This is a genomic window from Sulfitobacter sp., from assembly GCF_039977885.1.
Classification (GTDB): Bacteria; Pseudomonadota; Alphaproteobacteria; order Rhodobacterales; family Rhodobacteraceae; genus Sulfitobacter.
The window spans coordinates 243,767-256,962 of the sequence record NZ_JBDWCI010000008.1; the positions used below are offsets into that span (position 1 = coordinate 243,767).

Consider the following 13,196-nt stretch of genomic DNA (forward strand, 5'->3'; position numbering starts at 1 on the left):
TGCCATCTTATGCGGGCCATATAGCAAGGGAGCGCACAGTGGAGAATAAACTTCTATTGATCATTCTGGACGGCGTGCCCTACCGCAACTGGCGCCGCCTGTTCGGCAATCTTGAGGGCTGGGTCAAAAACGGCGATGCCCGCGTGTGGAAAATTCGCTCGGTGCTGCCGTCGATCTCGGCCTCCTGCTATGCCTCGATCCATACAGGCGTGGCCCCTGCCGCACATGGCTGCACCGGCAACAGCAATGTCTTCCGACTGGCGCTTCCGGATGTTTTTGCTCAGGTGCGCAAAGGCGGCGGTATAACCGGCGCTGTGGCCCATAGTTTTTGGTCCGAGCTGTTTAACCGCCACCCGTTCGATTACATCCGCGATATTGAATATGACGAGCCCGACAGCGGCAGCATCAATCATGGCCGGTTCCACACGATGACCGGCTATGGTGCTGCAAACCAGATGACCCCATCGGATGTGGATCTATTTGCCACGCTCACCAATCTTACCATGCGTTTCGATTTGAACTACGCGATGCTACACAGCTGCACCCTCGACAGTATGGGCCATCGGTTCTTCCACGACAGCCAGGAAATGGACCATGCGTGTTTCGTCATGGATGAAATGCTGGCCCCTTTCATCCCCCAGTGGCGTGCGGCCGGATATGAGGTGATCGTCACAGCTGATCACGGGCAGGACGCGCGCGGCCACCACGGCGGGAGCGACCCGCTGCAACAGGACGCAGCACTGTATTATTTCGGAGACGCAGAAGGGCCTGACGAAGATACAATCATCGACCAGCTTCAGCTCGCCCCCACTATCTTGAGGCGCCTCGGCGCGCCTATCGCCGAGACCATGCAGGCCGGTATCTTTTTGCGTTAGGCTTTATCGTAGGGCCAATTATTCTCCGACAGGGCGGACACGCCCGCAACAACGCGGTCAAAGAAAACCGCGGCCCGTTTGCTCATGTGGCGCGCACGCAGGCAACCGTGCACAAGCCCCGCCTCATTGAACCATACCGCCCTGCCACCTGCCGCAGTGACCGCGTCGCGGTAGGCTTGGCCATCACTGGCAAGCGGGTCGCATTCTGCGGTTACAATGACCGTAGGCGGTAGGCCCGTGAAATCGGTATCTTGTAATGGCGCGGAGCGGGGATCGCCCACTGGCTCTGGCCCATGGCCATGGCGCATAGCGGTATAAAACGCCATATCTTCACTGGTCAGCTGCGGCGCATGGGCATGGTCAATATAACTGCCTTTGGTCACATCGCCGCCAAGTGCGGGATAGATCAGGATTTGCCCTGCCACACGTTCCCGCGCGCTATGTGTGACTGCCGCGGCCAGATTGCCGCCGGCACTATCGCCCCCCAATAAGATCCGGCCTGAATACTGCGCGCAGATCGCCTCAAAGGCCGCTCGGGCATCGTTATAACAGCCGGGGAACACCACTTCGGGGGCAAGCGCGTAATCAACCGAGATCACCCGCACAGCCGCATGTGCACAAAGCTCGGCACAGACATCATCATGGCTGTCCAACCCACCCACAACAAAGCCACCGCCGTGATAGTAGATCAGCGTTGTGTCATGCGCGCCGCTTTCGTAGCGCCGGCATGGCACACCACCCAGATGTTCATCCCATGTTGTGACACTATCGGGCCGACCGGCGTGGAAAGCGGCACACAGCTTGTTATAGGCCGCGCGCTGCTCTTTGATATTCAGCTCAGCTGCGTTTGCAGGCGAAAACTGATTGGCGCGCGCAATATAAGCCTGCACCTCATCATCAAGGTGCAGGCCATAGTCGGTATGGCTCAAGCTGCTGCATCCCAAGGGTTCGCGAATGCGCCCAATGCCTCGCCTACTGCGGCCTTTTCGGCACCGTTCATCGCTATGACGGCAACCAGCCCGCGTTTCTTGTCGTCGACCACGTGATCCACTCGGGCTGTGACACCCGCAGCCTCCAATGTCTGGTCAAAGACACGGGTGATGGCCGCACGGCGCAGGTCAGGCTTGAAAATCTTGCCAACAGCAGTCTTGGGCAGCTCATCCATGATGGTCATATGCTTGGGCTGCGCTGCGCGCTCGGCCACATGCTCTTTTGAGAAAGCCATCAGTTCCTCAACGGTGACCGAGGCCCCCTCGACCAGTTCGACAAAGGCACACGGCACCTCACCGGAATGGGCATCGGGCTGGCCAATGGCACCGGCAAAGGCCACAGCCTCATGCCCCAATAGCGCTTCTTCGATTTCGGCAGGGTCGATGTTGTGACCACCCCGAATGATCAAATCCTTGGCGCGGCCTGTAATCCAGATATACCCGTCCTCATCCTTGCGGCCCAAATCGCCCGTGCGCAGATATTGGTCGTCATAATACAGACCCTCGTTCTTTTCGACCTCTGTATAGGTATGGCCGGCAAAGACACCCGGGTTCGAGACGCAAATTTCTCCGATTTCGTCTACCTCAGCATCAATAGGGCCATCGGGCGTGCCCTTGATGATACGCACCTTGGTATAGGGGAACTCAACGCCGATAGAGCCGACCTTACGCAGCCCGTCAGTGGGGTTGCACGATACCAGAACGGTCGCCTCTGTCAGGCCGTACCCTTCGACAATGGTGATGCCCGTGGCTTTTTCAAACCGCTTGAACAGCTCAAGCGGCAGCGGGGCCGAGCCCGAGAATGCCGTTTTGACCGTAGATAGGTCGGCGTTGATCGGACGCTGCATTTTGGCGGAGATTGCAGTTGGCACGGTGATGATGAATGTCACCTTCCAACGCTCGCACAGCTTCCAGAAGTTATCAATCACACCCTCGCCGCGATACCCTTGAGGTGTTGGAAACACAATATGCGCGCCGCCTTGGACCACGCCCATAAACACCGCATGAACGGCCATCACGTGAAACAACGGGAGTGGACACATGGCCACATCCTTATCGCTAAACAGCAAACGCGCACCGGTCCAAGCGTTGTAGATCGCGCCGGAATAGGTGTGCTGGGCCACTTTGGGCATGCCCGTTGTGCCGCCAGTATGGAAATAGAATGCCACGCGGTCTTCTTGCGGGTCGTCAAATTGCAGCGTCGTGGGCTGTTTGGCCATTTCCTCATTAAGGTTCTTGTAGGTCGCCTGATTTTTCACACTGCGCTTGGGACGGATCAACGGCACGATCAGCTTTTTCACCCCTGTCAGATAGCGGTGCAAATCCACTTCCAGCACGGTGTGAACATCGGGGGCCAACGCCACAGCAGCGGCGGTTCTATCGGCCACATCCGTTTTGGGGAACGGTCGCAGGGTCACCACAACCGTGGCACCTGTTTCGCGCAGGATCGCGCCAATCTGTTCGGCATCCAACAGCGGGTTGATCGGGTTTACGATACCGGCAATCGCACCGCCCATAAGGGTAAGCGCGGTCTCGTTTGCGTTGGGCAATACATAGGCCACAACGTCTTTCGGCCCGATACCGAGACTGCGAAACAGGTTTGCCGCTTGCACGGACTTATCATGGAACTGCTGCCAGTTCAGCGTTTCGGCGAAATCTGTCGGGCCCGAAAACAGCTGGTAACTGATGGCGTTGTTATCTGGAAATTTGGCGGCAGTTGCCGACAACATACCATACAGCGTCTTGTGCAGGTCGCGATCTTCCCACGCGCTCTCTGCTTCGATTGCGTCGCGGTCAGCAATTCCTGAATAACCCATGTGTCTTCCTCCCGTGGTGCCACCGCTTTTGCGGCATGCGTCATTTGATATGATACGATGCAGTCCCCGCCCCGTAAGATCAAGCAATCCGTGGGCTGAAACGCAGCGTCATAGGGACAAATCCCCGAACGTCAGATCTGTATTAGAGATATGGGGGTGATGCCACGCATCCAAAAGGGCGCACGCCGCACAATCAAGGGTGCGGCGCGCAAAAACGTTTAAACAGTCGGGATGCGCAGCACCTGACCGGGGTAGATTTTGTCAGGATGGCTCAACATCGGTTTGTTGGCCTCAAAGATCTTTTCGTAATGCGCGCCGTTGCCCAGCGCCTTTTCCGAAATCGCCCAAAGCGTGTCACCTCTTTCAACAGTATGGAACGTAGGCTCGCCTTCGCCGCCTGTGACGTCATCTTCGACCGCCGCGACGCCTTCGACGTTGCCCACAGCCAGAATAACCTTTTCGCGCATCTCCTGTGAGGCGGCTTTGCCGGTCACTTTGACTTTGTCGCCCTCTACCGAGATGTCCAGACCTTCTGCATCAAGACCAAGCTCTTTCAGCTCGTCCTGCAATGCTGCGCCGGAAACCTCTGCGTCGTCATCGCCGCCAAAAACCTTTTTGCCGGCCCCTTTTACAAAGCTCCACAAACCCATTTGAATACTCCTTGAATGGTGTAACCAACAGATAGTGGATCACGAATTCGTGACAAGGGTGAATTATTCCGCAGCGATGCCATCGGTGAATTGTAGCCGTGCAAGACGCGCATACAGCCCGCCCTTGGCCACCAATGCGTCATGGGTGCCCGTGTCCACAATGCGTCCACCATCCAGCACAACAATCCGGTCGGCCTTTTTCACGGTGGCAAGCCGGTGCGCCACAATCAGCGTGGTGCGATCCGCGCTCAGCTCTTCCACAGCGGCCTGTACTGCACGCTCGCTTTCGGCATCAAGCGCGCTTGTCGCCTCGTCAAGCAACAGCACAGGGGCAGCGCGCAGAATGGCACGCGCAATGGCAATGCGCTGCTTTTGCCCCCCTGACAGCATCACGCCGCGCTCACCCAGATAGCTGTCATAGCCATCGGGCAGCGCATTGATGAAGGTATCCGCAGCGGCCGCACGAGCGGCGCTTTCAATCTCGGCGTCTGTGGCCTCGGGGCGGCCAAAGCGAATGTTTTCGCGTGCCGTAGCCGCAAAAATCATAGGGTCTTGGGGGACGATGGCAATCTGGCGGCGGAAAGTGTCACGCGCCATATCGCGCAGGTCAATCCCGTCAAAGGTGACGCGCCCGCTTTGCGGGTCATAGAACCGCAAGATCATCTGGATGATCGTCGTCTTGCCCGCCCCTGACGGGCCGACAAAGGCCACGGTCTCACCTGGTTTGATCTCAAGCGTCACGGCATCAAGTGCTGCCACCTCGGGACGCGAGGGATAGCGGAAAGTGACATCCTCAAAGCGGATGTGACCCTGAACCGGTTCGGGCAGGCTTTGCCCCTCGGCTGGGTCATTTACGGGGTCTTCACTTTCGAGCAGATCCACCAACCGCTCGGTCGCGCCTGCGGCGCGCTGCAGCTCCGACCAGATTTCCGATAGCGCAGCAACAGCCCCCGCCACCATCACCGCATAGATTACGAATTGCACCAATGCCCCCACGGTCATCAGCTCGGCGCGGACATCCCGCGCGCCAATCCACAGCACCCCTACCACGCCAGCAAAGGCAAGGAAGATCACGATACTGGTCAATAAGGCACGGGTGCGAATACGGCGGCGCGCGGATTCGAACGAACTTTCGGTCATGGCAGCAAATTGTGCACGGCTGCCGTCTTCATGGGTAAAAGCCTGCACCGTCTGTACCGCACTCAGGCTTTCCGAGGCATTCCCCGAAGAGGCCGCGATCCAATCCTGATTCTCGCGGCTCATCACCCTCAGACGGCGCCCGAGGATCAAAATAGGCACAACAATCGCAGGCACAATCAGCAACACCAGCCCCGCCAACTTGGCCGAAGTCAGCAGCATCAGCACCAGCCCGCCAATGAAGGTAAGGAAATTGCGCAAAGCGATCGAGATCGACGATCCGATCACACTCAGGATCAATGTCGTATCAGTCGTGATTCGGCTCAATACCTCTCCCGTCATGATGCGCTCGTAAAAGACAGGGCTCATGGCGATAACACGGTCAAAAGTGGCTTTGCGGATGTCGGCCACCACACGTTCACCCAACCGTGTCACCAGCGCATAGCGCAGCGCCGAGCCAACAGCCAGCAATCCGGCAATCGCCATAGCTGCAATAAAATACTGGTCCAGCAGGGCCGCTTCGCCATCATTAAAGGTATCCACCACACGGCGCACAGCCAGCGGCAACGTAAGCGAGATCATCGCCGTGCTTACCAGCGCAAACAGCGCGGCAACCATCAGCCCGCGGTAGGGGCGCAAGAATGGCAAAAGCGCACGCAATGCGCCGATCCGGCGTGAACGGGCCCGTTCTTCGGTTGCGGAAGGGGGGGCCGTTGGGTGATCCGCCATGCGCTGTCCTTTGGTCTATATCCTGCGCTTATTGGCGCGCCAACGGGGTGGGGTCAAGCGCTGCGCTGTCGCAGGTAGGGATTGGACATTCATGGATGGAGCGGGCGGCGGGAATCGAACCCGCATCATCAGCTTGGAAGGCTGAGGTCTTACCATTACACAACGCCCGCGTTGCGCTTTGGGTATGACATCGCGCCAGAGCCGTCAAGATGCACCAGCACGGAATTCATGCCAGTTGGTTGATCGCGCCCAATTGACCCGGCACCCGCGCAAGAATTTCCGCATATTGGGCCTAGTCAAGAAATATAAGGCATATGCCACAGGACGTCTGGTTACTCTGACGCGCAAGGCATTCCACCCGCCGCCCAGATTTCAAGATCGCGGGCCAGTGTTTCAACGCTTCCCGGTGCCGGATTGCGCCCGCCCCCCGGCGCAAAGCCATAAGCGACAAAGGCGCTCGAGCGCACATGCTCGACCAGCTCGGCTGGGCTAAAGCCATCGTTGCGTTCAGGATCGCGCAGCAGTGCGCAGATTTGCGCACTGCTCTTGCCGTACCACTCAAGCTCGACGGGCGGCAGACGCCATGCATCATCCAGTTGCGGCGCGGCATGGGGAACATCATTGGGACCCGCAGCACCGATGTGGCAGGTACGGCAGGGGACTGTCTCGGCACCGATGCGGCTGTCGCCGGCAACGACATTCATTCCGTGCAGCCGCGTCGCGCCATAGCCCAGATCATCCCAAGCAGGCCGCCCGCTTGCGCCCACATGGCAATTGGCGCAACGCGGATGAGAGGTCACCGCATAAATACGCTCCCATGCGGCTTCCGCAGTCTCCTGTGCGTGAGCCTGTCCGTTCATCGGCAAGGCAAGGGCAATAAATGCCGCAAACCGCTTCATAGAAAATCGACCTCATGGAAAAACGGCATCTGGCGCAGGCGTTTGCCGGTCGCCGCAAAAATGGCATTGGCCAAAGCAGGAGCCGCAGGTGGCACCGGCGGTTCTCCAACACCGCGCACAATATCGCTATTCTCCAGACCGCGCACTTGGATCACGGGGCATTGATGCAGGCGCATACCCTCGGCCATATGGTAATTATCCTGCTCAGCCCGCCCGTCCGAATAGGTAATTTCAGAATTCATGGCATGGCCCAGTCCCCAAATCACGCCACCCGCAACGACGTTTTCAAAATTCACCGGATCGACAACTTGGCCAACCTCGGCCGCGATCCAGACCCGATCAATGCGAATGCCATCAGGCGTATCCGTGACCTCGACCACCTCGGCGGTGGGCACGCCGAACGCCGTCACCAGCGCCACACCACGCCCCTGGTTGGGTGCAAGAGGGCTGCCCCAATCGGACATCTCGGCCACGGCCTCAAGCACCGCGCGGGCATCATCGTCATTCACCAGCCGCAAGCGTTCGTGCATCGGGTCGGCACCGGCGGCATGGATCAATTCGTCCAGAAACCCTTCTGCAAAGAATCCCGCCGTGGAAGCCCCGACCGAGCGCCACGAAGAAGTCGGCGCAAGTTCGGGCACCGCATAGGCGCGCACGCGCAGGTCCGGCAGCGCATAGCGCATGTTCCACGCCCCCGCCGCAATCTGGGTATCCGGCCCCGGCACCGGCGCGCCAAGGCGGTTGGATTGTGACCGCGCGGCCGAGACGGTGGCGATGTCCAGATCCAGCGCTGTGACCTTGCCCTCAGCAACCGCGCCCCGCCCACGCGCCATGCCGATCTGGCGATTGTAGTCTTGCGCAAAATCCTCTTCGCGCCGGAAGGTCAGTTTGACCGGCGTGCCCGGGACTTCGCGGGCGATGTCTATGGCCACGTCGATGTTATCGAACTCAAGCCGGTGACCAAAGCTGCCGCCGGCGTATTGATTGTGCAAAAACACCTGTTCGGCATCCATATCCAACCGTTTTGCAACACGTTGCTGCACAAAACGCGGCAATTGATGCGCCGCCCAGATATCGACTCGCTCTGCAGTGACCAAGGCAATCGCACCGATCGGCTCAAGCGGTTGATGCGCAACATAGGGCGCGCGGTATTCGGCCTCGATGACCTCTGCCCCTTGCAGTGCGGCGTCAACATCGCCGTCATGGCGCCATTCACGGTCCAGTCGTTCCGCTGTGAAAGAGGCGGCAACAGCGGCCCAGTGATCGTCTTGCTCCGCTGGATAGGGGGCCTGACCCCAGTCGATCTCAATCTCTTCGAGCGCGCGAAAGGCGCGCCATGTGTTATCCGCAATCACCGCCACACCGTAGGGCAGCGCGATCACCTTGCTGACGCCGCGCATCCCTTCTGCGGCACTGGCATCATAGCCCAGCATCGCGCCGCCCTTGCGCGGGTTCATCCGAACCGAAGCCTGCACCATGCCTTCAACCTTGAGGTCGATGCCGTAAATCTGGGTGCCGGTAGATTTTGCGACGATGTCCATGCGCTGCACCGGTTTCCCGATCATACGCCATTGGGACGGATCACGTAAATCTACATCGGTGGCCGGTTCAATCGCTGCCGCATTTTCCGCCAGAGTGGTGTAGGCGATCTGCGTGCCATCAGGCAGGATCACCGCGCCGGCTTTTGTGCCTAGCTGATCCATCGGCACACCCGTTCGCGCGGCAGCAGCCGCTTTGAGTGTTTCACGTGCAACCGCGCCCGCCATGCGCAGTTTGTCAAAGCTGTCAGGCACCGAAGTGGAGCCGCCAGTCACCTGCGCGCCCAGCACTTTCATCACAGCGCCCATAGTATCGCGCATGGCCTGCGCGGCAAACCCGTCATCATTCGAGCGGAACGGCACCGCCTCGGCGGCCAGAGCTGTATTGTAATATGCAGCAGCAGGGGCACCTGCGGTGGTGATGACCTGATCCATCTCCACATCCAGCTCCTCGGCGATCAGCATCGCCTGCATCGAAACCGCCCCCTGCCCCAGATCAGTGTGCGGCGTGACAAGCGTAATGCCGTCCGCGTTGATCTTGACCCAGGGGTTAAACACCGCATCCCCCGCTTTGGCATCAGCCGTCAGCGGGTTTTCAGGGTCGCGGCGGACCAGATAGGTGCCAAAGGCCACCCCACCTGTCACTGCGACAGAGCCAATGAGAAAACTACGGCGGGCAATGGTTTTGATACGGCCCATGGCTTATGCCTCCTGCAGCTTTGCGGCGGCGGTTTTCACCGCTGCACGGATGCGCGGATAGGTTCCGCATCGACACAGGTTGCCGCTCATTGCTTCGTCGATCTGCGTATCGGTCGGAGCCGGGTTCAGGTCGAGAAAGCTGGCCGCTTGCATGATCTGACCCGATTGGCAGTAACCACATTGCGCTACCTGATGCGCGATCCACGCCTCTTGCACGATGTGCAAACTATCGGGCGCGCCCAGCCCTTCGATGGTTGTGATATCACCATCGACATCTGCCGCCGCCAATTGGCACGACCGCACGGCAACACCGTCAACATGCACGGTACAGGCCCCGCATTGCGCGATACCGCAGCCGTATTTCACACCCGTCACACCCAATTCGTCACGTAGCACCCACAACAGCGGCATGTCCTCTTCGACATCAACGTTGTGCTCTGTTCCGTTCACCGTCAGTTTCATAGGTCCTGCCCCTGTTTATTAGGATTTGCGCTGCATCCGTTCGATCATTCCCATTACCATACGGCGCGGCAGCAGCGGGATCACCCAATTGACCGCAATACCCAGCAGCCCCTCGTTCACAGTCACCAGCGTGCCGCGCATCATCGCGTCATAGCCGTGTTGCGCAGCGGATGCCGCCGATCTGCCGCCGCTCGACACCAGCTTGGTGCCCTCTAGCCCCGCCCGTTCGGCAAAACCGGTCACAACATACCCCGGAGCCAGCAAGGTCACCGTCACCCCTTGTGGGCGAAGCTCATGATCCAGCGCTTGGGAAAAGCTTTTGACAAACGCTTTGGTTGCAAAATAGGTGGCTTGCAACGGGCCGGGCATAAACCCCGCAGTAGATCCCACATTGAGGATACGGCCATTCCCACGTTCGGCCATCCCAGCGCCAAAGTAATGGCAAAGCACCACCAACGCCTTGACGTTAAGGTCGATCATTTCCAGCTCATCCTCGAGAGGCCGCTCAACAAACGCGCCGCGCCCGCCAAAGCCTGCGTTGTTTATCAAGATATCAATGGACAGACCTGCATCCGCAATCTGCTGGATCAGCTGTGCCGCCCCTTCCGCCCGCCCCAGATCGGCGGCGAAAACATGCGCCTTGATGCCATGTGCTGCCTCAAGCTCGGCAGCAAGATTGGCCAGCTTATCGGCCGAACGCGCGGTCAAAACCACGTCGCCCCCTTTGGCCGCATGATAGCGGGCAAATTCCATACCGATACCAGAGGATGCACCGGTGATAAGGGCTATGTTGGTCATGGGAGGCCTTTCGTTGTGACATGTTCCACCGCAGGGATGTAGGTATGCAGCATGGCGCGGATTGCAACGATGACAACCCTACCCTTACGTCAGAGCGTCAGATGCCCCCAACGCCCTGTGAACTATGTCTCTTTAGGCCCATCACACAGATGGCCATGCTTTCTCGCAGCTTACACCACGAGAAAGCAACCATACGACTTAGAATTCGACGACCGCGCGGATGGATTTCCCTTGGTGCATCAGATCGAAACCCTCGTTGATCTGACCCAATGTCAGCTTATGGGTGATCATTGGGTCAATCTCGATCTTGCCGTTCATGTACCAATCTACGATCTTGGGTACATCGGTGCGGCCCTTGGCGCCGCCAAAGGCTGTTCCGCGCCAGACACGACCTGTCACCAGCTGGAAGGGCCGCGTGCTGATTTCCGCACCGGCAGGTGCCACGCCGATGATGATGCTTTCGCCCCACCCTTTATGCGCAGCTTCAAGCGCGTCGCGCATGACCTTGGTGTTGCCGGTGGCGTCAAAAGTATAGTCGGCCCCGCCGCCTGTCAGCTCTACCAGATGTTCGACCAGATTGCCCTCGATTTTGGAAGGGTTCACAAAATCCGTCATGCCGAAATAGCGGCCGGTTTCATCCTTGTCGTCATTCAGGTCAACGCCAACGATCTGATCTGCTCCTGCCATGCGCAGGCCCTGAATTACGTTCAAACCAATGCCGCCCAGACCAAACACAACACAGCGCGCGCCGATCTCGACCTTGGCGGTGTTGATCACGGCACCGATGCCCGTGGTCACACCACAACCGATATAGCAAATCTTGTCGAACGGCGCATCCTTGCGCACCTTGGCCAAGGCGATTTCAGGCACAACCGTGTGGTTGGCAAAGGTCGAGCAGCCCATATAGTGGTGGATCGGCGTGCCATCCAGCATAGAGAACCGCGTGGTGCCATCAGGCAATTGCCCGCGCCCTTGGGTCACGCGGATCGCCTGACACAGGTTTGTCTTACCGCTCAGGCAATATTCGCACTCACGGCATTCAGGTGTATAGAGCGGGATCACGTGATCGCCCGGCTCCAGCGTGGTGACACCCTCGCCCACTTCCAGCACAATGCCCGCACCTTCATGGCCAAGGATCGCGGGAAAGATACCTTCGGGGTCATCGCCCGAGCGGGTGAATTCATCGGTGTGGCACAGGCCCGTGGCCTTGATCTCGACCAATACCTCTCCGCGCTTGGGGCCTTCGAGGTTGACCTCCATGATTTCAAGCGGTTTTCCTGCTTCGACAGCGACGGCGGCACGGGTCTTCATCATGGTACAATCCTTTCGATTCATCCACGCAGAAGGACCCGAGGCCACTGGTTTTGTCAAGCTAAACGCGCCACCCTTTCGCGGCAGAGGCAAAGGGTTGCTGGCCGTCGTCGATCAGGATTTATCGGTTGATGTCTCAAGGATATCAGCGTCGCTTGCGGGCACCGAAAAGGTTGCCCATTGCTCATCCTCGGGCAGCTCGGGCGGCGTCACACAGCTGCGGACATGCATGTTCACCTTGGCTATAAAATTGCCCGAAATCGGCGCTGTGACGAACAGGAACCCCATGATCAAGAGCTCCTGCTCCGCACCGCCCGAAAATACGCTATTGTAGATGATCGAAGCCAGCAGCAATGCGCCCACGCCAACAGTGCCCACTTTGGTTGGCGCATGCAGGCGGGTCATGCTATCGTTGAACTTTAACAGGCCAATGGCCCCGACCAGCGTGAACACAGCACCGACAATCAGACAGAATGCCACCGCATAAAGCGCAATAATCTCAATATTCATTCGATGATATCCCCGCGCAAAATGAACCGCGCATAGGCCACGGTCGAGACAAAGCCGAGCATCGCGATGATCAAGGATGCCTCGAAATAAATACGGGTCCCTTGCGACAGGCCCATCAATACGATCAGGCCAATCGCGTTCACCACCATAGTATCCAGCGCAAGAATACGGTCCCCCGGCCCCGGCCCGATCAACAGGCGCGCCATAGCCATACATTGGCACAGACCCACCACGACAAACGCAATGATCAGCGCGTAATCCATCAATTGTTGAGCGAGGATCATATGAAAATCTCCTTCAGACGGGCCTCATAGCGGGTTTTGATCGCTGTGACCTCTGCCTCGGGGTTATCGGTGTGCAGGACATGTACCAATAGGTAATGCCCGCTTTGCGACAGGTCGGCCGTGACTGTGCCGGGGGTCAGTGTGATCGTGCCGGCCAACAGCGTGATTGCTTCGGGCTGGCGCAGGTCCAGCGGGATGGTGATCCATGCGGGTTTGAGCTTGCTGTTGGGAACGGTCAGGACAATCCATGCGACCTGAACATTGGCCACCATGATATCCCACAGAACCATAATGCCATACGACAGCATTTTACCAACGCGAAAACCGCGCGGCCGCTCGGGCCAGAAGGCAGCCGTCACACGCGGAATGATAATCCCGAGGATCAGGCCGAAAACAACCATCCCTGCAGAAATACTATTTTGCAGTAAGGTCCAGACGACGACCAACAGCAGAGTGAGCAGCGGATGCGGGAAGAGCCAGTGAAAAAGGCGTGCCATC

The 13,196-nt window shown here is 58.6% G+C and carries 13 protein-coding genes and 1 tRNA gene; 1 reads left to right on the top strand and 13 read right to left on the bottom strand.

Annotated elements, in window-relative coordinates; translation table 11 throughout:
- The first annotated feature begins 38 nt into the window (after positions 1–38).
- Complete coding sequence (locus ABJM03_RS05830; protein WP_348416287.1) at positions 39–875, top strand: alkaline phosphatase family protein; 837 nt, start codon at positions 39–41, stop codon at positions 873–875.
- Here ABJM03_RS05830 and ABJM03_RS05835 read toward each other — a convergent pair.
- The 13 genes from ABJM03_RS05835 to ABJM03_RS05895 form a co-directional block, all read right to left on the bottom strand.
- The gene (locus ABJM03_RS05835) at positions 872–1,804 is read right to left on the bottom strand and encodes an alpha/beta hydrolase (protein WP_348416289.1); all 933 of its coding nucleotides are present in this window, start codon (positions 1,802–1,804) and stop codon (positions 872–874) included. The genes ABJM03_RS05830 and ABJM03_RS05835 overlap by 4 nt on opposite strands.
- A complete protein-coding gene (locus ABJM03_RS05840; protein ID WP_348416291.1) occupies positions 1,801–3,681 on the bottom strand; it encodes an acyl-CoA synthetase in 1,881 nt (626 codons plus the stop codon). The genes ABJM03_RS05835 and ABJM03_RS05840 overlap by 4 nt, the downstream gene beginning before the upstream one ends.
- 218 nt (positions 3,682–3,899) lie before the next feature.
- Positions 3,900–4,331 carry a peptidoglycan-binding protein LysM gene (gene lysM / locus ABJM03_RS05845; RefSeq protein WP_348416293.1) on the bottom strand — a complete coding sequence of 144 codons (432 nt, stop codon included), beginning with the start codon at positions 4,329–4,331 and terminating at the stop codon, positions 3,900–3,902.
- A 63-nt stretch (positions 4,332–4,394) separates the two neighbouring features.
- Complete coding sequence (locus ABJM03_RS05850) at positions 4,395–6,197, bottom strand: ABC transporter transmembrane domain-containing protein (protein WP_348416294.1); 1,803 nt, start codon at positions 6,195–6,197, stop codon at positions 4,395–4,397.
- 96 nt (positions 6,198–6,293) lie between these two features.
- A tRNA-Gly gene (locus ABJM03_RS05855) sits at positions 6,294–6,367 on the bottom strand.
- Between the two features lie 162 nt (positions 6,368–6,529).
- The gene (locus tag ABJM03_RS05860) at positions 6,530–7,096 is read right to left on the bottom strand and encodes a hypothetical protein (RefSeq protein WP_348416296.1); all 567 of its coding nucleotides are present in this window, start codon (positions 7,094–7,096) and stop codon (positions 6,530–6,532) included.
- Positions 7,093–9,333, bottom strand: coding sequence for a molybdopterin cofactor-binding domain-containing protein (locus ABJM03_RS05865; protein ID WP_348416298.1), 2,241 nt, complete (start codon positions 9,331–9,333; stop codon positions 7,093–7,095). The genes ABJM03_RS05860 and ABJM03_RS05865 overlap by 4 nt, the downstream gene beginning before the upstream one ends.
- Before the next feature lie 3 nt (positions 9,334–9,336).
- A complete protein-coding gene (locus ABJM03_RS05870; RefSeq protein ID WP_348416300.1) occupies positions 9,337–9,795 on the bottom strand; it encodes a (2Fe-2S)-binding protein in 459 nt (152 codons plus the stop codon).
- Between the two features lie 18 nt (positions 9,796–9,813).
- Positions 9,814–10,593, bottom strand: a complete 780-nt coding sequence (locus ABJM03_RS05875; protein WP_348416302.1) for an SDR family oxidoreductase — start codon at positions 10,591–10,593, stop codon at positions 9,814–9,816.
- Between the two features lie 198 nt (positions 10,594–10,791).
- On the bottom strand, positions 10,792–11,904 hold the full coding sequence (locus ABJM03_RS05880; RefSeq protein ID WP_348416625.1) for an S-(hydroxymethyl)glutathione dehydrogenase/class III alcohol dehydrogenase: 1,113 nt from the start codon (positions 11,902–11,904) through the stop codon (positions 10,792–10,794).
- A 114-nt stretch (positions 11,905–12,018) separates the two neighbouring features.
- Complete coding sequence (locus ABJM03_RS05885) at positions 12,019–12,414, bottom strand: monovalent cation/H(+) antiporter subunit G (RefSeq protein WP_348416304.1); 396 nt, start codon at positions 12,412–12,414, stop codon at positions 12,019–12,021.
- Positions 12,411–12,698 (bottom strand): K+/H+ antiporter subunit F, encoded by a 288-nt coding sequence (locus ABJM03_RS05890; RefSeq protein ID WP_348416306.1) that lies wholly within the window; start codon positions 12,696–12,698, stop codon positions 12,411–12,413. Before ABJM03_RS05890 ends, ABJM03_RS05885 begins: the two co-directional genes overlap by 4 nt.
- Positions 12,695–13,195: a Na+/H+ antiporter subunit E gene (locus ABJM03_RS05895; protein WP_348416308.1), complete on the bottom strand. Its 501-nt coding sequence runs from the start codon at positions 13,193–13,195 to the stop codon at positions 12,695–12,697. The genes ABJM03_RS05890 and ABJM03_RS05895 overlap by 4 nt, the downstream gene beginning before the upstream one ends.
- Position 13,196: the final 1 nt, after the last annotated feature.

What these genes read in the sequence shown, in the direction of transcription:
- ABJM03_RS05865 (WP_348416298.1), bottom strand. Translation starts at nt 9,333, where the DNA reads ATGGGCCGTATCAAAACCATTGCCCGCCGTAGTTTTCTCATTGGCTCT.
- ABJM03_RS05860 (WP_348416296.1), bottom strand. Translation starts at nt 7,096, where the DNA reads ATGAAGCGGTTTGCGGCATTTATTGCCCTTGCCTTGCCGATGAACGGA.
- ABJM03_RS05870 (WP_348416300.1), bottom strand. Translation starts at nt 9,795, where the DNA reads ATGAAACTGACGGTGAACGGAACAGAGCACAACGTTGATGTCGAAGAG.
- ABJM03_RS05875 (WP_348416302.1), bottom strand. Translation starts at nt 10,593, where the DNA reads ATGACCAACATAGCCCTTATCACCGGTGCATCCTCTGGTATCGGTATG.
- ABJM03_RS05850 (WP_348416294.1), bottom strand. Translation starts at nt 6,197, where the DNA reads ATGGCGGATCACCCAACGGCCCCCCCTTCCGCAACCGAAGAACGGGCC.
- ABJM03_RS05885 (WP_348416304.1), bottom strand. Translation starts at nt 12,414, where the DNA reads ATGAATATTGAGATTATTGCGCTTTATGCGGTGGCATTCTGTCTGATT.
- lysM (WP_348416293.1), bottom strand. Translation starts at nt 4,331, where the DNA reads ATGGGTTTGTGGAGCTTTGTAAAAGGGGCCGGCAAAAAGGTTTTTGGC.
- ABJM03_RS05880 (WP_348416625.1), bottom strand. Translation starts at nt 11,904, where the DNA reads ATGAAGACCCGTGCCGCCGTCGCTGTCGAAGCAGGAAAACCGCTTGAA.
- ABJM03_RS05890 (WP_348416306.1), bottom strand. Translation starts at nt 12,698, where the DNA reads ATGATCCTCGCTCAACAATTGATGGATTACGCGCTGATCATTGCGTTT.
- ABJM03_RS05895 (WP_348416308.1), bottom strand. Translation starts at nt 13,195, where the DNA reads ATGGCACGCCTTTTTCACTGGCTCTTCCCGCATCCGCTGCTCACTCTG.
- ABJM03_RS05840 (WP_348416291.1), bottom strand. Translation starts at nt 3,681, where the DNA reads ATGGGTTATTCAGGAATTGCTGACCGCGACGCAATCGAAGCAGAGAGC.